Annotated in this window: 20 protein-coding genes; 11 read left to right on the plus strand and 9 right to left on the minus strand. The window is 74.3% G+C overall.

The genetic code is table 11. The features are described from left to right. Window positions 1–159 precede the first annotated feature (159 nt). Window positions 160–1,047 (plus strand): diaminopimelate epimerase, encoded by an 888-nt coding sequence (gene dapF, locus BKE41_RS28330; protein WP_024828145.1) that lies wholly within the window; start codon window positions 160–162, stop codon window positions 1,045–1,047. Beyond that, on the plus strand, window positions 1,047–2,273 hold the full coding sequence (gene mtaB / locus BKE41_RS28335) for a tRNA (N(6)-L-threonylcarbamoyladenosine(37)-C(2))-methylthiotransferase MtaB (RefSeq protein WP_071000532.1): 1,227 nt from the start codon (window positions 1,047–1,049) through the stop codon (window positions 2,271–2,273). Before dapF ends, mtaB begins: the two co-directional genes overlap by 1 nt. Before the next feature lie 10 nt (window positions 2,274–2,283). On the opposite strand, the gene BKE41_RS28340 is transcribed toward mtaB, so the two are convergent. Next, a complete protein-coding gene (locus BKE41_RS28340) occupies window positions 2,284–2,958 on the minus strand; it encodes an RNA pseudouridine synthase (protein ID WP_012322228.1) in 675 nt (224 codons plus the stop codon). 57 nt (window positions 2,959–3,015) lie between these two features. On the opposite strand from BKE41_RS28340, the gene ftsY reads away from it, so the two are divergent. Further along, on the plus strand, window positions 3,016–4,416 hold the full coding sequence (gene ftsY, locus BKE41_RS28345; protein WP_012322229.1) for a signal recognition particle-docking protein FtsY: 1,401 nt from the start codon (window positions 3,016–3,018) through the stop codon (window positions 4,414–4,416). 131 nt (window positions 4,417–4,547) lie between these two features. Then, window positions 4,548–5,162: a septation protein A gene (locus tag BKE41_RS28350; RefSeq protein WP_012322230.1), complete on the plus strand. Its 615-nt coding sequence runs from the start codon at window positions 4,548–4,550 to the stop codon at window positions 5,160–5,162. A gap of 3 nt (window positions 5,163–5,165) precedes the next feature. On the opposite strand, the gene BKE41_RS28355 is transcribed toward BKE41_RS28350, so the two are convergent. Genes BKE41_RS28355 through BKE41_RS28365 form a run of 3 tightly spaced genes read right to left on the minus strand, consistent with a single transcriptional unit; the run spans window position 5,166 to window position 6,728 of the window. Further along, entirely contained in the window at window positions 5,166–5,780 is a 615-nt protein-coding gene (locus BKE41_RS28355) for a DsbE family thiol:disulfide interchange protein (protein ID WP_043075020.1), read from the minus strand. Next, window positions 5,777–5,920, minus strand: coding sequence for a heme exporter protein CcmD (gene ccmD, locus BKE41_RS28360; RefSeq protein ID WP_012322232.1), 144 nt, complete (start codon window positions 5,918–5,920; stop codon window positions 5,777–5,779). The genes BKE41_RS28355 and ccmD overlap by 4 nt, the downstream gene beginning before the upstream one ends. Before the next feature lie 10 nt (window positions 5,921–5,930). Next, window positions 5,931–6,728 (minus strand): heme ABC transporter permease, encoded by a 798-nt coding sequence (locus BKE41_RS28365; RefSeq protein WP_012322233.1) that lies wholly within the window; start codon window positions 6,726–6,728, stop codon window positions 5,931–5,933. Window positions 6,729–7,131: 403 nt separating this feature from the next. Here BKE41_RS28365 and BKE41_RS28370 point away from each other — a divergent pair, with 403 nt between their 5' ends. Next, window positions 7,132–7,806 carry a hypothetical protein gene (locus tag BKE41_RS28370; protein WP_056531636.1) on the plus strand — a complete coding sequence of 225 codons (675 nt, stop codon included), beginning with the start codon at window positions 7,132–7,134 and terminating at the stop codon, window positions 7,804–7,806. Window positions 7,807–7,838: 32 nt separating this feature from the next. After that, window positions 7,839–8,150, plus strand: a complete 312-nt coding sequence (locus tag BKE41_RS28375) for a hypothetical protein (RefSeq protein WP_058607199.1) — start codon at window positions 7,839–7,841, stop codon at window positions 8,148–8,150. A 9-nt stretch (window positions 8,151–8,159) separates the two neighbouring features. Here the strand turns inward: BKE41_RS28375 and BKE41_RS28380 are convergent, their stop codons facing one another. Together BKE41_RS28380 and BKE41_RS28385 are read right to left on the minus strand one after the other, a co-directional pair. Continuing rightward, the gene (locus BKE41_RS28380; protein ID WP_071000533.1) at window positions 8,160–8,918 is read right to left on the minus strand and encodes a methyltransferase; all 759 of its coding nucleotides are present in this window, start codon (window positions 8,916–8,918) and stop codon (window positions 8,160–8,162) included. Further along, window positions 8,915–9,139, minus strand: coding sequence for a DUF2007 domain-containing protein (locus BKE41_RS28385; RefSeq protein WP_024828142.1), 225 nt, complete (start codon window positions 9,137–9,139; stop codon window positions 8,915–8,917). Before BKE41_RS28385 ends, BKE41_RS28380 begins: the two co-directional genes overlap by 4 nt. A gap of 168 nt (window positions 9,140–9,307) precedes the next feature. Between BKE41_RS28385 and BKE41_RS28390 the strand changes: the two genes are divergently transcribed. After that, window positions 9,308–10,327, plus strand: coding sequence for a polyprenyl synthetase family protein (locus BKE41_RS28390; RefSeq protein WP_043342815.1), 1,020 nt, complete (start codon window positions 9,308–9,310; stop codon window positions 10,325–10,327). Between the two features lie 67 nt (window positions 10,328–10,394). On the opposite strand, the gene BKE41_RS28395 is transcribed toward BKE41_RS28390, so the two are convergent. Beyond that, complete coding sequence (locus BKE41_RS28395; RefSeq protein WP_012322239.1) at window positions 10,395–10,823, minus strand: helix-turn-helix domain-containing protein; 429 nt, start codon at window positions 10,821–10,823, stop codon at window positions 10,395–10,397. Window positions 10,824–10,960: 137 nt separating this feature from the next. Between BKE41_RS28395 and BKE41_RS28400 the strand changes: the two genes are divergently transcribed. Both BKE41_RS28400 and BKE41_RS28405 read left to right on the plus strand, forming a co-directional pair. Continuing rightward, complete coding sequence (locus BKE41_RS28400) at window positions 10,961–12,778, plus strand: chloride channel protein (RefSeq protein ID WP_071000534.1); 1,818 nt, start codon at window positions 10,961–10,963, stop codon at window positions 12,776–12,778. Beyond that, on the plus strand, window positions 12,775–13,254 hold the full coding sequence (locus tag BKE41_RS28405; RefSeq protein WP_071000535.1) for a hypothetical protein: 480 nt from the start codon (window positions 12,775–12,777) through the stop codon (window positions 13,252–13,254). Before BKE41_RS28400 ends, BKE41_RS28405 begins: the two co-directional genes overlap by 4 nt. Window positions 13,255–13,273: 19 nt before the next feature. On the opposite strand, the gene BKE41_RS28410 is transcribed toward BKE41_RS28405, so the two are convergent. Together BKE41_RS28410 and glp are read right to left on the minus strand one after the other, a co-directional pair. After that, complete coding sequence (locus BKE41_RS28410; RefSeq protein ID WP_058607203.1) at window positions 13,274–14,146, minus strand: 4-(cytidine 5'-diphospho)-2-C-methyl-D-erythritol kinase; 873 nt, start codon at window positions 14,144–14,146, stop codon at window positions 13,274–13,276. Window positions 14,147–14,212: 66 nt separating this feature from the next. Then, complete coding sequence (gene glp, locus BKE41_RS28415; protein WP_058607204.1) at window positions 14,213–15,460, minus strand: gephyrin-like molybdotransferase Glp; 1,248 nt, start codon at window positions 15,458–15,460, stop codon at window positions 14,213–14,215. A gap of 141 nt (window positions 15,461–15,601) precedes the next feature. Between glp and BKE41_RS28420 the strand changes: the two genes are divergently transcribed. Continuing rightward, window positions 15,602–16,744, plus strand: coding sequence for an aminotransferase class V-fold PLP-dependent enzyme (locus BKE41_RS28420; RefSeq protein ID WP_071000536.1), 1,143 nt, complete (start codon window positions 15,602–15,604; stop codon window positions 16,742–16,744). A 204-nt stretch (window positions 16,745–16,948) separates the two neighbouring features. Next, window positions 16,949–18,211 carry a membrane protein gene (locus BKE41_RS28425; RefSeq protein WP_029360334.1) on the plus strand — a complete coding sequence of 421 codons (1,263 nt, stop codon included), beginning with the start codon at window positions 16,949–16,951 and terminating at the stop codon, window positions 18,209–18,211. Window positions 18,212–18,219 lie beyond the last annotated feature (8 nt).

The following is an 18,219-nucleotide window of genomic DNA, read 5'->3' on the forward strand; positions in this document are numbered from 1 at the left end:
CGGGCTCCCGCGGCGTAACCTAATGGCGATCGGGACGGCCCGCGAGGGCGCAGCGGACGAGAGCCGCGGGTGCGGCGCATCTGCCACGCCGCGGCACCCCTCGCGCCGGGCGGCGGCTTTTGCGATATAGCCCGCGCCTTCCTCCAACCGCGGGACCGCATGAGCGCACTCGCCCACAGACGCTTCCTGAAGATGCACGGCGCCGGCAACGCGATCGTGGTGCTGGACCTGCGCGGCTCCGCCGCGAAGGTGCGGCCCGAGGAGGCGCGGGCGATCGCGCAGGATCCCGGCTCGACCTTCGATCAGCTGATGGTCCTGCACGATCCCGTGAGCCCGGGCACGGACGCGTTCATGCGCATCTACAACACCGACGGCTCGGAATCGGGCGCCTGCGGCAACGGCACGCGCTGCGTCGCCTACGCGATGCTCGACGACCCGGCCATGGCCCGGCCGGCCGAGGGCGGCCGGCTCGTCCTGGAGACCCGGGCGGGCCTGCTCGGGGTGCGCCGCGTCTCGGAGCGGGCCTTCACCGTGGATATGGGCCGGCCGCGGCTCGCCTGGGACGAGATCCCCCTGTCCGAGCCGTTCCCCGACACCCGGCGGATCGAGCTGCAGATCGGCCCGATCGACGATCCGATCCTGCACTCGCCGGGCGCCGTGAACATGGGCAACCCGCACGCGGTGTTCTTCGTGGAGCAGGATCCGGACAGCTTCGATCTCGCCCGGATCGGCCCGATGCTGGAGAACCACCCGCTGTTCCCGGAGCGCGCCAACATCTCGGTGGCGCAGGTGACGGGCCGCGAGACGATCAAGCTCCGCGTCTGGGAGCGGGGGGCCGGGCTGACGCTCGCCTGCGGCACGGCCGCCTGCGCCACCGTGGTGGCCGCCTCGCGCCTGCGGATGATCGGCCGGCAGGCCAGCGTCGCACTGCCGGGCGGCGAGCTGTTCGTCGAGTGGCGGGCCGACGACCACGTCCTGATGACCGGCCCGGTCGCGCTCGTCGCCGAGGGGACCCTGGCGCCGGAGCTGTTCGACAGCGCGGCCTGATGGCGGTCGAGACCCTCACCTTCGGCTGCCGCCTCAACACCGTCGAGTCCGAGGCCCTGCGGGCCCACGCGGCGGCGGACGGGCGCGACCGGGTGGTGGTGAACACCTGCGCGGTGACCGCCGAGGCCGGGCGGCAGGCCCGCAAGGCGATCCGGCGCATCGCCCGGGAGCGGCCCGGCGCCGAGATCGTCGTCACCGGCTGCGGCGCCGAGGTCGAGACGGAGGCCTACGCGGCCATGCCGGAGGTCGCGCGCCTCGTCGGCAACGCCGAGAAGCTGCGGCCGGAGGGCTGGTCGGCGGCCGCGACCGGCCCGGGCGCCGTCATGGCGGCGCGGGCGGCCGAGCCGACGCGGGTCGAGGCGGTCGCCGGGCACACCCGCGCCTTCGTGCCCGTGCAGAACGGCTGCGACCACCGCTGCACCTTCTGCGTGATCCCGTTCGGGCGGGGCGTCTCCCGCTCGGTGCCGGAGGCGGACGTGATCGCGCAGGTCGAGACGATCGTGGCGCGGGGCGGGCGCGAGGTGGTGCTGACCGGCGTCGACCTCACCGCCTACGGTCGCGACCTCCCCGGCACGGCCCCGTCCCTCGGCGGCCTCGCGCGCGCGATCCTCCGGGCGGTGCCCGACCTCGCGCGCCTGCGCCTGTCCTCCATCGATTCCGTCGAGGCCGACGACGCGCTGCTCGCGGCGATCGCCGAGGAGGAGCGGCTCATGCCGCACCTGCACCTGTCGCTGCAGGCCGGCGACGACCTGATCCTCAAGCGCATGAGGCGCCGGCACCTGCGCGTCGACGCGATCCGCTTCTGCGAGACCGTGCGGCGGCTGCGGCCCGACACGGTGTTCGGCGCCGACCTGATCGCCGGCTTCCCGACCGAGACCGAGGCGCAGTTCGACCGCTCCCTCGACCTCGTGGCGGCGTGCGGCCTGACGCACCTGCACGTCTTCCCGTACTCGCCGCGCCCCGGGACACCGGCCGCGCGCATGCCGCCGGTTGCCCCCGAGGCGATCCGCGCGCGGGCGGCGCGGCTGCGGGCGGCCGGCGCCGACGCCCTGCGCCGGCATCTCGACGCCCAGGTCGGCCGCCGCCTCACCGTGCTGGCGGAGCGCGGCGGCGTCGGGCGAAGCGCGGATTTCACCGCGGTTCGGCTTCCGGGCGTCCCCGAAGCGGGGACGTTCCACGACGTCGCCGTCGCCGGGCACGACGGCGCGCGGCTCATCGGCGCCTAGCGCCCGCGGCTCACGCCGGCATCGCCGCCACGGCCTCGGCGATGTGCGGGGGCGGCGGCGCCGTGACGGCGATGGCGTCGCGCTTCGGGTAGAGCGGGATCGACAGCGCCCGGGCGTGGAGGTGCAGCGCGCTCCCGCGGGGCGCCCCGCCGTAGACCGCGTCGCCCAGGATCGGCCAGCCGGAGGCGGCGCAGTGGACCCGGAGCTGGTGGGTCCGGCCGGTGACCGGCTTCAATTCCAGCCAGGTCCGCCCCCCGGCGCGGCCGAGCACCCGCCAGTGCGTCAGCGACGGGTCGCCCGCCGGGTCGGCCTTCATCCACCACGAGCGCGGATCGTCCGAGCGGCGGGCCAGCGGCAGGTCGATGCTGCCTTCCTCCCCGGCGGGCCCGCCCGCCACGATCGCCCAGTAGGTCTTCTCGACGGCGCTGCCGGAGAACAGCTTCCCCAGCCGCGCCAGCGCCTTGGCGTGGCGGCCCAGCGCGAGGCAGCCGGAGGTGTCGCGGTCGAGCCGGTGCGCGGCCTCGGGGCGGCGGGGCAGGCCGAACCGGAGGGCGTCGAGGTGGTCGGTGAGCGTCTCGCCGCCCCGCGGGCCCGGATGGACCGGCAAACCCGCCGGCTTGTCGATGACGAGGAGCAGGGCATCGCGGTAGAGGAGGCGCGCGCCTATGTCGAAGGCGTTGGACATCCGGATCGGCTAGAGGGTCGGTGTCGGCGGGGCAAGGTGGGGCGAGGACGCGATTTCATGGCGAGCGAGGAGAAGCCCGGCTGGTTCGGACGCCTGTTCGGGCGCAAAGGCCAGCCCGCGCCCGAGGACAGAGGCGAGGACCGGCCCGAGGACAAGCCCGAGGCCGACCTGCCGGCCGGGGCGGCCTCGCCCTCCGAGGGGGAGCCGGACTTCGCCACCGCCGCCGAGGATGTCGCGCACGTCCCGCTGCCGCCCGAGGAGTCCGGGGAGCCGGTCCCGGACGCGGTCGAGGGCGCGGACCTGCTGCCCGTGGAGGGCGACGCGGAGCGCCCGCCGGCCGGCACCGCCGGCGACGACCCCGCGCACGGCGCCGACCCGGTCGACACCGGCGACGTGAACCGGGCGCCGGTGGTCGAGCCGGCCGCCGCGATGCAGCCCGGGATTCAACCCGACGTCCAGCCCGACATCCAGCCTGTCGACAGCGCCGCGGCCCTCGCCCACGACGCCGGCGCCGGGCCGGAGCGCGAGCCGGAGGCCAAGGGCTGGTGGAGCCGTCTCACCTCGGGGATGAAGCGGACCTCGTCGGCCCTCTCCGACCGCGTCACCGGCCTGTTCACCAAGCGCAAGCTCGACGCCACGACCCTGGAGGACTTGGAGGACGCGCTGATCCAGGCCGATTTCGGCCTGGAGACCGCGATGCGGGTCTCGGAGGCCGTCGGCAAGGGCCGCTACGAGAAGGGCATCTCGCCCGACGAGGTCCGGGCGATCCTGGCCGCGGAGGTGGAGCGGGCGCTGGAGCCGGTGGCGGTGCCGCTGACGATCGACGCCGCCCGGAAGCCGTTCGTGATCCTGACGGTCGGCGTGAACGGCGCCGGCAAGACCACGACGCTCGGCAAGCTCGCCTCGAAGCTGCGGGCGGAGGGGCGCACCGTGATGCTCGCGGCCGGCGACACCTTCCGCGCGGCGGCAATCGACCAGCTCAAGGTCTGGGGGGCGCGCACCGGCACGCCGGTGGTGAGCGGCGCGCAGGGCGCGGACGCGGCGGGCCTCGCCTTCGACGCCCTCAAGCAGGCGGGCGCGGCCGGCACCGACGTGCTGCTGATCGACACCGCCGGCCGGCTCCAGAACAAGGCCGGCCTGATGGCGGAGCTGGAGAAGATCGTCCGCGTGCTGCGCAAGCAGGATCCGGATGCGCCGCACGCGACGCTCCTCGTCCTCGACGCCACGGTCGGCCAGAACGCGCTCAGCCAGGTGGAGCTGTTCTCGCAGGCGGCGCCGGTCTCGGGGCTGGTGATGACCAAGCTCGACGGCACTGCCCGGGGCGGCATCCTGGTGGCGCTGGCGGCGAAGTTCGGCCTGCCGGTGCACTTCATCGGCGTCGGCGAGGGCGTGGAGGACCTGGAGCCCTTCGCGGCCCGCGACTTCGCCCGGGCGATCGCCGGACTGGAGAAGGACTAGCACGCGGGCGGCCGCCGCTCCTGGGTGCGCGATGTCATGGACATCGCGCGCTCCGCGTTCCACACACCCCGGCGAATCCCGTCCGACGCCCCCGGCCGACCGTGGGCGCCGCAGCCGAGCCAACCGAGCGTATGCAGATCGAATCCGTCCCCCCGCACCGCCACCTGCCGCCGCTCGTGAAGCTGGCGCTGGAACTCGGGCCGCTGGTGCTGTTCTTCCTCGGCAACGCCTATTCCGAGAAGTTCGGCGTCGCTCCGGACCAGAAGCTGTTCGTGGCCACGGGCGTGTTCATCGCGGCGACCGTGGTGGCACTGGCGATCCACTACGTGATGGTGCGGCGCCTGCCGATCATGCCACTCGTGTCCGGCGTGGTGGTGGTGGTGTTCGGCGGCCTGACCCTGGCGCTGCAGGACAAGACCTTCATCATGGTCAAGCCGACCATCGTGAACGCCCTGTTCGGCACCGTGCTGCTCGGCGGCCTCGTCTTCGGGCGCTCGCTGCTGTCGGTGGTGCTCGACTCGATGTTCAGCCTCACCGAGGAGGGCTGGCGCAAGCTCACCTTCCGCTGGGGCGTGTTCTTCTTCGTGCTGGCCGCGCTCAACGAGCTGGTCTGGCGGACCCAGACGGAGGATTTCTGGGTCAACTTCAAGGTGTTCGGCATCATGCCGATCACCGTGCTGTTCGCCCTCGCGCAGACGCCGCTGCTCACCCGCTACGAGCGCAAGAAGGCGCAGCCTGAGGCGTGATGCCTACTGCGCCGCCGCCACCTTCCCGGCAGCGCGGATCCGCGCGAGCACGCTGGAAAAATTCTCCGGCGTGAGGATGCCGACCAGCTTGTCGCGGATCACGCCGTCGGGCCCGATGATGAAGGTCTCGGGCACGCCGTAGACGCCGAAATCGATCGCCGCGCGGCCGCCGGCATCGGCGCCCACCGCGCTGAACGGAACGCCGTGCCGGGTCAGGAAGCGCTGGCCGGCCTCGGGCGTCGGCTCCTTGTAGTCGATGCCGACGAGCCGGATGCCGGGTTCCTTCGCCAGCCGCATCAGCATCGGGTGCTCCACCTGGCAGGGCGCGCACCACGAGGCGAAGACGTTGAGCACCGTGATCTGGCCCTTGAGGTCCGCGCTCGACAGCCCGGGTACGGGCGCGCCGTTGGCGGTCAGTCCCGGCACGGCGGGCAGGTCGAAGCGCGGCACCGGCTTGCCGATCATCGCGGAGGGCAGGGCGGCCGGGTCGGCGCCGGAGCGCAGGCGCAGGAACAGCACGGCGGCGAGCGCCGCGAAGACGAGCGCCGGCAGGATCAGCAGCAGCGAGCGGCGGACCGGTGGCGTCCGGCCGGCGGTGTCGTCGAGGGGGGCGGTCATCGCCGGTCCTCGCCGAACCCCTTGAGGGCGCGGCGCTGCGCGCGGCGGTCGCGCAGGGCGTTGCCCACCAGGGCGACCATCACCAAGGCCGTGAAGGCGTAGGCGGCCAGGATGAAGCCGCCGTGAGACCCGAGATCCATCGCGGTCCTCCTAGACCGGCTGCCCGACCGGCATCGCGGCCGGTGTCGGGGTGAGGCGCGGCTGGGCGCGGTCGAGGCGCTCGGCCTCGCGGATCGTCAGCGTCCGCACCCGGCGGCGCATGATCTCGGTGCGCATCGCGTAGAGGTGCAGCGTCATGCCGCCGAGGGTCGCGGCGCCGATCATGACCAGCAGCGGGTGGAGCATCGAGGGGTCGATGGTCGAGCCGCCCATGCGCAGGATCGAGGCCGGCTGGTGCAGGGTCGACCACCAGTTCACCGAGAACTTGATGATCGGCAGGTTCACGGCGCCGACGAGCGTCAGGATCGCCACGGCGCGCGCCGCGCGGTTCGGATCCTCCAGGGTCCGCCACAGGGCGATGATGCCGCAGTAGATCAGCAGCAGGATCAGCATGGAGGTCAGGCGCGCGTCCCAGACCCAGTAGGTGCCCCACATGGGCTTGCCCCACAGCGAGCCGGTCACGAGGCAGATCAGCGTGAAGGCGGCCCCGATCGGCGCGGCCGCCCGCTGAGCGACGTCGGCGAGCGGGTGGCGCCACACCAGGGTGCCGATCGCCGACACGCTCATCGCGCCGTAGAAGAACACGCCGAGCCACGCCGCCGGCACGTGGATGTACATGATCCGCACGGTCTCGCCCTGCTGGTAGTCGGGCGGCACCACGAAGAAGGTCTGGTACAGGCCCAGCGTCAGGACGCCGAGGGACAGGACCGTCAGCCACGGCACCAGCGCCCCCGACCACCGCATGAAGTGGCTGGGGTTCGACAGGCGGGTCCAGAGGGAAGGCGTCATCGCGGCAGCTGTCTCGGACATCGTGGAAGCGGTCTAGCCTAGGGTGCGGTGCAGCAACAATGCGGGTCGGCGGCGCAGGCGGCGGGGTCGCCGGAATGGCATCGTGCGCCGGGCCGCAACCCGTCGGGCCTTCGGATCCGAGAAGCTGCTGTACGACTGCGCCGACGACCAGCCGTCTTCCTGAGACATCCGCGACGCGCCCGCTCTCCCGCAGGGGTTGGGACCCGCGCCACGCCCGCACATGTCCGACGATGACGCACGTCCGCGGCCGCAGCTTTTCGCGTCCGAGCCTTGCGCATCGCGGGCGGATTGCGCATATAGATGTGAACAAAAAGAGAACGAAAGAGCGTCCCCGATAAAAGCTGTGGACGACGCGACCTCACCCTGACGGACCGAGCGCCCCATGCGAACCGCCGACAAGCAGATCGCCGACATCCTCGTCCGCTACGGCGAGCCCTTCGGGGGCAACGTCTGGCGCGTCCAGGGGACCGCCGTCATCTACCACAAGACCCTGGAGCGCATCGCCGCCCAGGCCGGCATCGTGTTCGAGCCGCCGACCGTCATCCGGGCCGAGCGCGACGAGGCCGTGATCCTGGTGACCGGCCGGCTGCCCGGCGCGAAGCCCGGGACCGAGCGGGTCGAGTGGTCCATGGGCGAGGCGCTGGTCAACGTGAACTACCGCGTCTCGGGCAAGCAGGCGGCCTACGTCTACGCCATGGCCGAGAAGCGCGGGAAGGACCGCGTCATCCTCAAGCTCATCGAGCTGCACGGCCTCGTCTACTCCGAGGAGGAGGCCGACGAGTTCCGGGCCCATCAGGTCCCGGTCCGGGCCGTCGACGAGGATTTCGAGGAGGCGCCCGCCTTCGACGAGGTGACCGAGGCCGAGGGCGACCTCAAGCGCCGCATCGACGAGGCCGAGACCATCAACGCGGTCACCGACCTGATGCTGGACGGCGCCACCCAGGCCGTCCTGGCGACGATGCCGCCCGGCACCCGCGACGAGGTGCGCGACTACGCCAAGGCCCGCCTCGTGGCGCTGGGCTGGCCGAAGCGCGCCGGACGCCGCAGCGCCGCCTGATCCCGCTTCCACCCCCACCGAAGGAGACCGCCATGCATCGCGCGACGAGCCGCCGCACCATGAAGGCCCGCCGGGATTCCCATCACGGCTGGAGCATCGAGACGCTGTCGTACAGCCCGACGCGGATCGTCCGCCTCGGCGCCGAGAAGGTCGCGATCCTGTTCCCCCCGGTCGAGCCCGGCGCGGCCTGGCAGCTCTACCCGCATCCCGACACGTTCCCGGGTCTCAACTTCGAGGGTCTGCCCGAGCCGCTGCGCCCGGAATTCCTCGCCTTCCCGGATCTTCCGGAAGTCGAGCGGTTCCTCGGCATCCGCGACGCCGAGCCCGTCGCCCTCGCGGCGTGAGGCGCGCTCTCAGGGCGTCGGCCAGGGCGCGCCGCGATGGAGCGCCTCGGCCTCGTCCGTGAACCTGCCGTCGGGGCCGTGCAGCACGAGGGGCGGCAGCAGGGTCGGGGCGGCCCGGCTCCCGCGGGTCGCCGCGATCAGGACGCGGATCGCCGGCGCGTCGCCCCGGGGATGGACGGGGCGGATCGCCAGCCCGCCGTAGCGGCCCCTGAGGGCGTCGAGGCAGGCCGGGAGGGTGTCCGCCCGGTGGATGAGCCCGAGACGCCCGCCCGCCCGCAGGACCGCCGTGCAGGCGCGGATCCAGCTGTCGAGATCGCCGCCCGCGAAGGTGTGGGCGGCGGCGCGGCCCGGGTGCGGCGAGGCGCGGTGAGCGCCGGCCGCGAAGAACGGCGGGTTGGTGAGCACGACGTCGAAACTGTCCGGCAGCAGACCGGCGGCGCGGCGTTCCGCCGCGGACGCGAGCACGTCGGCGACCAGGACCCGCGCGTCGATGCCGTTGAGGGTCGCGTTGGCACGGGCCTGCCCGGCGAGCGCCGGGTCGCGCTCGACCAGGGTCGGCCGGAGGCCGGGCGCCAGGGCCGCGCAGGCGAGGCCGACGGCGCCGGTCCCGGCGCCGACATCGCAGAGCCGGTCCCCGGCCCGCGGCGCGAGCAGCCGGGCGAGCAGCACCGCGTCGGTCCCGGCGCGGTGCGCCCCCCGCGGCGGCTGGTGCAGGCGCAGGAGCCCGCCGAGGAAGGGATCGGCGCCGCTGTCGGCCTCGGCCGTCACGGTTGGCGCAACTCGTGGGCGATGCCGGCATCCGTCAGCAGGCGGCGGGCCTGGGCCTCGTGGTCGCGCGGCACCAGGAGGCGCTGGCCGAAGACGCCGATCGACCCCTCCATCAGGCTCATGTGGCTGTCGGCCACGAGGACCGGGATCTCGGCCGCCTCGAGGATCGACCGGGCGAACCCGATCAGCACGACGTCGTTGGCGCGGATCAGCTCGATCATCGCGGCTCGGCTCCGGAACGGGCGGGGATCGGCGGTTTCGTCGCGTGAGATCCGCGCTGGCGACACCCCATATCCGGCCGGCGACGATGTTGCGGCGCCGCGGGGCGCGTGCGAAGGGATCGCCCGCCCCCTGAGGGGCGACCGGTCTGGAGGTCACGGATCTTGGGTATGGCCCTCTCCATCGAGAATCCGAAGCCCGAGGCGGAGGCGGGGCTCAACGACCTCGTCGCGCTGGTGGCCGACGGCATGGCGCGGGTCAACACCACGATCCTGTCGCGGACGGGATCGGACGTGGCGATGATCCCCGAGGTCGCCAACCACCTGATCGCCTCCGGCGGCAAGCGCCTGCGGCCGATCCTGACGCTGGCCTGCGCCCGGCTCTGCGGCTACGCGGGCGCCACCGACGGCGACGTCAAGCTCGCCGCCAGCGTCGAGTTCATGCACACCGCCACGCTCCTCCACGACGACGTGGTCGACGAGAGCGACATGCGCCGCGGCCGCGTCGCCGCCCGGATCAAGTGGGGTAACGAGGCCTCCGTGCTGGTCGGCGACTTCCTGCTCGGCCAAGCCTTCCGGATGATGGTCGAGGTCGGCTCGCTGCGGGCGCTCGACATCCTCTCGGCCGCCGCCACGGTGATCGCCGAGGGCGAGGTGATGCAGCTCACCAACGCCAAGAACCTGGAGACCGACGAGGCCGCCTATCTGGCGGTGATCCGCGGCAAGACCGCCGAGCTGTTCGCCGCCGCCTGCGAGGTCGGGCCGGTGCTCGCCGGGCGACCCGAGGCCGAGCAGGCGGCGGCCCGATCCTACGGGATGAATCTCGGCATCGCCTTCCAGCTGATCGACGACGTGCTCGACTACGGCGGCACCTCGGCCGAGCTCGGCAAGAACGTCGGCGACGATTTCCGCGAGGGCAAGATCACCCTGCCGATCGTCCTGGCCTATCGCCGGGCCAGCGAGGGCGAGCGCGGCTTCTGGCGGCGCACCCTGCAGCAGGGCGAGATCGGCGAGACCGACCTGGAGACCGCCCTCGACCTCCTGCAGCGCCACGGCGCCCTGGAGGAGACCGTGGCCCGCGCCCACCATTACGGCGCCGAGGCCCGGGCCGCCCTCGACATCTTCCCGGACGGGCCCGTCAAGGCGGCGCTGATCGGGGCCGTTGAGTTCTGCGTGGCGCGGGCGCGCTGAGGCGGGATCTCGGGGCTCCCGCGTCGACAGCCACCGATCCGCGCCGGCCCGACGACCCGCGTCGGCCTCAACGCGTCACGGGCCCGAGGGCTTCGGCGAGGGCGGGGGCGAGGTCGCGCAGCTCCGCGAGATGCGCGTCCGTCAGGGTGCGCAGCAGGGCCTCGGCGCGCGGCGTGAGGGACAGCTCGCTCCGCCGCCTGTCCTCGACGGCCCGCGTCTTGGTCAGCAGGCCGGCCTCCACCATGCGGGACACCAGCTCGGCCGCGCTGTGCGGAGCGATCAGCAGCTGCTCGGCCAGCAGGCCGACCGTCGCCGGCGCGCGCCCGGCATGGCCCGCCAGCGTCAGCAGGGCCTGATGCTGCTGCGGCGGCAGGCCCGCCCGGGCCGCCGCCGCCTCGCTGAACGCCAGGAAGCGGCGGAGACGGAAGCGGAAATCCGCGAGCGCCGCGTACTGCTCCCGCGACAGCGCCTCCGGTCCCGGGGCATCGGCCTCCATGATCGCCTCCGTGGTGTGTCCCTCGAGCCGCCGACGGTGCCCCGTATCGACGGGCTGGTCCCGGCTCGCAATGGCCGCGCCGTTGCAAGATATATCGGATTACGACATAAAAGCCGCCGCGAAGGAAGGAGGCCCCGATGATCGGCGGGACTGGGAGCGGGAGCGGGGAGGGCAGCCCGTCGCGCCGGGCACTGGGGGATTTCAGCGCGGACCGGCGGGTCCTGACGCTGGCCGGCATGGCGGTCGTCACCGGGACCGCCGCGAGCGGCACCGCCTGGATCCTGCTCACGCTGATCGGCCTCGTGACCAACCTCGCGTGGTACGGCCGGCTCGACACCGCCCTGACCTCCCTGGCCGGCGCGGCGCCGGGGCCCTCGATGGTGGCGATCCCGGTGATCGGGGCGCTGATCGTCGGCGCCATGGCGCGCTACGGCTCGGAGAAGATCCGCGGCCACGGGATCCCGGAGGCGATGGAGGCGATCCTGGTCGGCGGCAGCCGGATGTCGCCCAGGGTCGCCGTGCTCAAGCCGCTCTCCTCGGCGGTGGCGATCGGCACCGGCGGCCCGTTCGGCGCCGAGGGGCCGATCATCGTGACGGGCGGCGCGGTCGGCTCGCTCTTCGCCCAGTTCTTCCATCTCAGCGCCGCCGAGCGGAAGACGCTGCTGGTGGCGGGCGCGGCGGCGGGCATGACCGCCATCTTCGGGACGCCCGTGGCGGCCGTGCTGCTCGCCGTCGAGGTTCTGCTGTTCGAGTGGCGGCCGCGGAGCCTCGTACCGGTGACCGTCGGGGCTGTCACCGCGGCCTGCTGGCGGCCGGCCCTGTTCGGCGCCGGCCCGCTCTTTCCCTTCGCCGACAATCCGGTCCTGCCCTGGTGGGGGCTGCCCGCCTGCGCGCTGCTCGGCATAGCCTGCGGCCTCATCTCGGGGGGGCTGACCCGGGCCCTCTACGCGCTGGAGGACGGCTTCGGGCGGCTTCCCCTGCACTGGATGTGGTGGCCCGCCATCGGCGCCGTCGTGGTCGGGCTGGGCGGCCTCGTGGAGCCGCGGGCGCTCGGCGTCGGCTACGACGTCATCCACGACCTGCTCTCCGGCCACATGCTGGCGAGCGCCGTCGTGCTGATCCTCGTGGTCAAGGCGGCGATCTGGCTCGCCGCCCTGTCGTCGGGCACGTCCGGAGGCGTGCTCGCGCCGCTGCTGATCCTCGGCGGCGCCGTCGGCTGGCTGATCGGCGTCCTCCTGCCCGGCGCCCACGGTTTCTGGGCGCTCATCGGCATGGCGGCGATGCTCGGCGGCACCCTGCCGGCGCCGCTGACCGGCGTCGTCTTCGCCGTCGAGGTGACCGGCGACGTCGCCGCCCTGGCGCCGCTGCTCGCCGCCACCGTGGCGGCCTACGCGGTGACCGTGCTCCTCCTCAAGCGATCGATCCTGACCGAGAAGATCGCCCGGCGCGGGCAGCACGTGACCCGGGAATACGGGATCGATCCCTACGATCTCGCCCGGGTCGAGGCGGTGATGACCCGCACGGTCGAGACCCTGGACGCGGACCTGCCCCTGGCCGAGGCCCTCGCGGCGATCGAGACCGGCGCCCACCACGCCTACCCGGTGGTCGACGGCGCGGGCCGGCCCGTCGGCCTCGTCTCGCGCAACGACGCCCTCCGCTGGACCCTGGAGGAGCGCGACGGCGCGGCCGAGGAGGGCACCCTCGGCGAGCGCGTCTCGGACGCCGATCTCGCCGTCGTCCATCCGGGCGACGTGGTCTCGCACGCCCTCGACGTCATGCTGTCGGCCGGGCAGGGGCGCCTGCCGGTCACCGATCCGCGCACCGGCGGCCTCGTCGGGCTCCTGACCCGCAAGGACCTGCTCCAGGTGCGCGCCACGGTGGTGCGGGCCGAAGCCGAGCGCCGCGCGTTCTACCGGAAGGGGCGGGGTGAAAGGCGCGCACGGATGGAAGCATGACCCTGGACCCGCACCGTCCCGGCCGGACCACCCGCCTCGATCGGCTCGCGCCGGGCAGCTTCTACCTGATCGCCGGCCGGGACGGGCCGGATCTCGCCCTCGTCGTCCTGCGTGAGGGACGCCGGCAAGCCCTGCTGCTGAACCGCCGTCACGCCGTCGACGGCCACCTGCGGGTCGAGTCCGAGATCGCCTCCGGGGCCGACGTGCTGGCGCTGCGGGGCGCCGTCCTGGCGCCGAGCGGCGCCCTCGCGGTCATCGCCTTCGGCCTCACCGCCGCTCCGGCCGCGCTCCACCTCGGCGACGGCCGCGCGTATCTGCGCGGACACGACGGGGACGGCCGGCTCGCGACCTTCTCTGTCGGGAGCGGCCGGGCCACCGCGATCGATCCCGGCGACCTGCCACGGTCGAGCCGCTGGCGCGTGATGGTGCCGGAGGCGGGCGGCGTCGTCACGGTCTACGAGGCCGCGCCCGGCTGAGCGCCGCCCGCGGGCCGGGTCAGCGCAGGAAGGTCGGCGCCACCCACCATCCCGGATGGGCGGCGCGCAGGGCGGCAGCGGCCCGGACGGCCGCGCGCCGGTCGGCGAACAGCGCGAACACGGTCGCGCCGGAGCCCGACATCCGCGCGAGGCGGCAGCCCTGGGCGCGGAGGGCTGCCAGCGCGTCACCGATCACCGGCGCCACGGTCAGGGCCGGCGCTTCCAGATCGTTGCGGGCCTCGGCCAGGGCCTGGAGCAGCGTGTCGGTCGCCGTGGCCTGCGGGATCGTCGGATGCGGTGCGCCCGCGAGATCCTGGCCGACGCTCAGGCCCAGAGCCCTGAAGACCGGGGCGGTGGGCACCGGCACGCCGGGATTGATCAGCACCGCGGGCAGCGGTTCGAGCCCGAGGGCCGCCCCGATCTCCTCGCCCGCGCCGCGCATCATCCGGGCCCGCGGGTCGAGGCAGACCGGTACGTCGGCGCCGGTCTCCCGCGCCACCGCGCCGACGGCCGCGTGGTCGAGGGGCAGCCCGTTGAGGCGCGCCAGCAGGCGCAGGGCCGCGGCGGCGTCGGAGGAGCCGCCGCCGATCCCCGCCGCGACCGGCAGGCGCTTCACCAGATGGAAGGCACCCGCGCGCAAGCCCGGCACCCGTGCGGCGAGACCCCGGGCGGCCCGCAGGACGAGGTTGTCGTCCGTCGGACCGGCAGGGCCGGCGGTGGGGCCGCTGACGGTCAGGCCCAGCGGGGCGTCGGGATCCAGGGTGAGGCGGTCGGCGGTGCCCGCGAAGGCGACGAGGCTCTCGAGCACGTGGTAGCCGTCGCCGACGCGTCGGCCGAGGACGTGGAGCGTCAGGTTGACCTTGGCGGGGGCGCGATCGGCGAGCAGGGTCACGGGGTCTCGGTCGGGTCGTGGCGATGTGTCCCGAGGCTCTACAGGCTCGCGGCCCGGAACAACAGCTCAGCTGCCGGCGCCGACCGCACCGTGCGGTCGATAGGGCAGGGCGTCGCCCGGGCGGATCGCGGTCAGATCCTCGGCGAGTTCCACCAGCCCGTCGCTGCCCGCGAGACTGGACAGCGCGCCGCCGGGCGCCGGCACGGCCTCGGGCAGGCCGTCCCGGCCGGCCCGGAGGCAGACGCGCAGGTATTCGCGCCGGCCGGGGCGCTTCTCGCGGGCGAAGCCGCTGCGGATCGCCAGCTCGGGCGCCGTGTCGCGCGCGCCGGAGAGATGGAGCACCAGGGGACCGAGCACCGCCAGGGCGGTCACGTAGGCGGCGGCCGGGTTGCCCGGCAGCCCGATGACGGGCGTGCCGGCCACGGTTCCGAGCGCGACCGGGCGGCCGGGCTTGATCGCCAACCGCCAGAAGGTCAGTCGCCCCGAAGCCTCGATCGCGGCGCGGACATGGTCCTCCTCGCCCACCGAGGCGCCTCCCGAGGTCAGGATCAGGTCGTGGGACGCCGCCGCCTCCGCGATGCGCGCCCGCAGCGGTCCGGGCTCGTCGCGGAGGATGCCGAGATCGACGGGGACGGCGCCGAGGCGTCTCAGGAGCGCGGCGAGCATCGGCCGGTTGGCGTCGAAAATCCCGGCCGGCGGCAGGGACTGGCCGGGCGGTGTCAGCTCGTCGCCGGTCGAGAAGAGCGCGACCGTCAGGGGCGTCCGCAGCGGCAGCGCGGCCAGGCCACAGGCGGCCGCGAGTACGATGTGCTGCGGCCCGAGGCGCGTCCCGGCGCGGAGCGCCGTGCTGCCGCGGGCGACGTCCTCGCCGGCCCGCCGACGATTGGCGCCCGACACGAGTCCTCCAGGCAGGATGACGCTGCCGTCGTCGATCCGGACGTCCTCCTGCATGACGACGGTGTCGGTCCCCGCGGGCACCGGCGCCCCGGTGAAGATGCGCACGGCCGCGCCCGGACCGGGATCGCCCGCCGGATGGCCGGCCGGCACGCGTCCGCCGACGGGCAGGCGCGTCTCGCCGCCGGCCGCGAGATCGGCGGCGCGCAGGGCGTAGCCGTCCACCGCGGCGTTGTCGAAGGGAGGCAGATCGAGGGGCGCGATCACATCGTCCGCGAGGACCCGGCCGTCCGCATCCGCGAGCGGGACTGTCTCGGTCCCGGACAGGATCGGGAGTCGCGCCCGGATCAGAGCGACCGCGTCGGCGACCCGCATCGGCGCGGTGGCGGCGTCGAAGCAGTCGGGGCTCAGGCGGCCCATGGCGCTGCCGGATCGGAGTGAGGCGAGCGGGTCGGCACGGGCGGCCTCGCGGACTGGGACACGGCGACTTGCGGCATCGGCGCCGCGCGATCAAGCCTGGGCCGTGGTCCCGGCGGATCCGATCCTCTAGGCTCGCGCATCATGGCGTTCACCGAATCCGTCGCCGCGGCGCTCCCGTGCCAGCGCCACCTCTTCGAGATGCCCGCCGACGTCTGCTACCTCGACGCCGCCGCGTGGTCGCCGCTGCCGCGGGCCGTGCGCGCGGCGGGCGAGGCGGGGATCCTGGTCAAGAGCCGCCCCTGGGACCATCCCCGCACGGCGATCCCGCCCTGGGCCGAGCGAGCGCGCGCGGCGGCGGCGCGATTGATCGGCGCCACCGCGGACGACATCGCGATCGTCGGCGCGGTCAGCCACGCCATGGCGGTGGCCGCCCGCAACCTGACCGTGAGGCCGGGCGGGCGCCTGCTCCGCGTGGCCGACGAGTTCCCGTCCCTGCGCTTCGCCTTCGACCGGCTCGCCGAGCGGCAGGGTCTGGTGGTGGAGGAGGTTCCGCGCCCGCCGGACGGCGACTGGACCGCGGCGGTCGCGGCCGCGATCGCCCGGCCGGACGCCCCGCCGCTCGCCCTCGCCACCCTGACCCCGTTGCACTGGACCGACGGCAGCCTGATCGACCTCGATCGGCTCGCCCCCCTGGTCCATCATGCCGGCGCGGCCCTGGTGATCGACGCCACGCAGGCCGCGGGCGCCGTGCCCGTCGACGTCGCCCGCTGGCGCCCCGACTTTCTGGCCTTCCCGACCTACAAATGGGCGCTCGGACCCTACGGCCTCGCCTTCCTGTACGCCGCGCCGCACCGGCAGGACGGGGCGGCCATCGAGGAGAATATCGGGAACCGGCCGCCGGCCGTCGGCGCGCGCCGCTACGACCGGGGCGAGCTGAACGATCCGGTGGCGCTGTTCATGGCGGTGACCGGGCTGGAGCAGATCGCCGAGTGGGGTGTGCCGGCGGTCGCCGCCCGGCTGCGGGGGCTGACCGACCGCTTGGCGGACGGGGTCGCCGGCCTCGGCCTGACGCCGCCGCCGGCCTCCCTGCGGGCACCCCACATCCTCGGTCTGCGGCCGCCCGCGGGCCTGCCGACGGGCCTGGTCGATCGCCTGCAGCGGGACCGGGTCTACGTGAGCGAGCGTTCCGGCGCCCTGCGCATCAGTCCGCACGTGTGGACGGACGGGGACGACCTCGCGCGATGCCTTGCCGCACTGTCCGAGGCCTGCCAGGGGAGCACCTGAGACGGTCCGGAAACGGACGCTCCGGCACGGGCGCCGGGCCGGAGGAACGAGGATGCTGCGCCGCCGGCCGATCCCCGGCGCAGGTGCCCGGGCACGGCCCGCGCCCACACGGAGACCGTCCACCCCCACATGACCGACTCCATACCGCGTCCCGGTGATCGGCTCCGGATCCCGGGCGCCGGCCGCCTCCGTCTGCCCGGACCGATGCGCGCCGTCCTCTCGGGGCGGTTCGCCGTGATCCTGTCGGGCGAGCTGACCCAGAGCCTGTTCCACTTCCTCCTGAACATCCTGCTGGTGCGCGCGCTCGGCGCGCACGATTACGGCCTGTTCGCCATCGTCTTCGCGGTCGGGGCGGTCGGCATCACCTACATCCGCGCGCTGGTGGCGGTCCCGGCGACGATCCACGTCGCCCGGAGCCTGGGCCGGCCGGCGGCGCTCGGCTACGACGTGATGTTCGGCTCGGGCGCGGTGCTGGTCTCCGGCATCATGGCGGCCGCCGTCGGCCTCGTCCTGATCCCGGTGATCGGCCTCGGCGCCCTCGCGGCCGGGGCCTTCGTGGGCCTCTACGCCTTCCGCAGCTACCTGCGGATCGTTCTCCTCGCCCGCGGCCGGCCCCGGATCGCCGGCCTGAGCGACCTGGTCTACGCGGTCTGCGGCGGTCTCCTCGTCGCGCGCTGGCTGAACGGAGAGGGCACGGCCCTTCTCGATCGAGCCTTCACGGCGATCGCGCTCGCCCACGCGACCGCGATCGCCGTGGCCTACGCGGCGCTGCGCGAGCGGATCCGCTTCTCGCTGCACGCGCGGGCGCGCGCCCGCTACCGGGCGATCTGGCGGACGCTGGCGTGGTCGCTCGCCGGCGTCACCAGCCTGACCGTGCAGGGACAGGGCCTGACGCTGCTGCTGGCCCTCCTGGCCGGTCCGGCCGCCTACGCGCCGATCGCCGCCACGATCGTGCTCTACGCGCCGCTGCGCATCCCCGCGAGCGCGCTGCTGAACATGATCCTGCCGGAGATCAGCCGGCTGCTCGCGGCCGGGCAGGTCGAGGCCGCCCGCCGGCTCGTCGTCCGCAACGGGATCCTGCTCGGCAGCGCCTGTCTCGCCTACGGGGCGGTCATGGCCGCGGCCCTGCCGCTCGTCGAGGACATCCTGTTCAAGGGACGGTTCGCCGCGCAGCCGATGGGCTGGATCGGGCTCGGCGTCTGGGCGGTGGTGACCGTGTCGCTGCTCTACGCGATCCCGCGCGCCTACCTCGAGGCCTCGGCGGCGTTCCGGACCATCACGGCGGGGGCGGTGGCGAGCGCCGCCCTCGGCATGGCCGTGATGGTGCCGGCGCTGCTGCTGCTGCCGCCCGCCACCGCGCTCGTCGGCCTGCTGGCCTCCGAAGTGGCGACGCTGGTCTGGTCGGTCTCGGCCTTCCGGACGCTGGCGCGGCACCCGGGACCGGCGCGGCCCCTCGGCGCCCTGTGAGCGGCCGG

Source organism: Methylobacterium sp. C1 (genome assembly GCF_001854385.1).
GTDB classification, from domain to species: domain Bacteria; phylum Pseudomonadota; class Alphaproteobacteria; order Rhizobiales; family Beijerinckiaceae; genus Methylobacterium; species Methylobacterium radiotolerans.

Bases quoted from the DNA above. Each gene is read 5' to 3' on its own strand.
- dapF (WP_024828145.1), top strand. From the start codon at position 160: ATGAGCGCACTCGCCCACAGACGCTTCCTGAAGATGCACGGCGCCGGC.
- mtaB (WP_071000532.1), top strand. From the start codon at position 1,047: ATGGCGGTCGAGACCCTCACCTTCGGCTGCCGCCTCAACACCGTCGAG.
- BKE41_RS28340 (WP_012322228.1), bottom strand. From the start codon at position 2,958: ATGTCCAACGCCTTCGACATAGGCGCGCGCCTCCTCTACCGCGATGCC.
- ftsY (WP_012322229.1), top strand. From the start codon at position 3,016: ATGGCGAGCGAGGAGAAGCCCGGCTGGTTCGGACGCCTGTTCGGGCGC.
- BKE41_RS28350 (WP_012322230.1), top strand. From the start codon at position 4,548: ATGCAGATCGAATCCGTCCCCCCGCACCGCCACCTGCCGCCGCTCGTG.
- BKE41_RS28355 (WP_043075020.1), bottom strand. From the start codon at position 5,780: ATGACCGCCCCCCTCGACGACACCGCCGGCCGGACGCCACCGGTCCGC.
- ccmD (WP_012322232.1), bottom strand. From the start codon at position 5,920: ATGGATCTCGGGTCTCACGGCGGCTTCATCCTGGCCGCCTACGCCTTC.
- BKE41_RS28365 (WP_012322233.1), bottom strand. From the start codon at position 6,728: ATGACGCCTTCCCTCTGGACCCGCCTGTCGAACCCCAGCCACTTCATG.
- BKE41_RS28370 (WP_056531636.1), top strand. From the start codon at position 7,132: ATGCGAACCGCCGACAAGCAGATCGCCGACATCCTCGTCCGCTACGGC.
- BKE41_RS28375 (WP_058607199.1), top strand. From the start codon at position 7,839: ATGCATCGCGCGACGAGCCGCCGCACCATGAAGGCCCGCCGGGATTCC.
- BKE41_RS28385 (WP_024828142.1), bottom strand. From the start codon at position 9,139: ATGATCGAGCTGATCCGCGCCAACGACGTCGTGCTGATCGGGTTCGCC.
- BKE41_RS28390 (WP_043342815.1), top strand. From the start codon at position 9,308: ATGGCCCTCTCCATCGAGAATCCGAAGCCCGAGGCGGAGGCGGGGCTC.
- BKE41_RS28395 (WP_012322239.1), bottom strand. From the start codon at position 10,823: ATGGAGGCCGATGCCCCGGGACCGGAGGCGCTGTCGCGGGAGCAGTAC.
- BKE41_RS28400 (WP_071000534.1), top strand. From the start codon at position 10,961: ATGATCGGCGGGACTGGGAGCGGGAGCGGGGAGGGCAGCCCGTCGCGC.
- BKE41_RS28405 (WP_071000535.1), top strand. From the start codon at position 12,775: ATGACCCTGGACCCGCACCGTCCCGGCCGGACCACCCGCCTCGATCGG.
- glp (WP_058607204.1), bottom strand. From the start codon at position 15,460: ATGGGCCGCCTGAGCCCCGACTGCTTCGACGCCGCCACCGCGCCGATG.
- BKE41_RS28420 (WP_071000536.1), top strand. From the start codon at position 15,602: ATGGCGTTCACCGAATCCGTCGCCGCGGCGCTCCCGTGCCAGCGCCAC.
- BKE41_RS28425 (WP_029360334.1), top strand. From the start codon at position 16,949: ATGCGCGCCGTCCTCTCGGGGCGGTTCGCCGTGATCCTGTCGGGCGAG.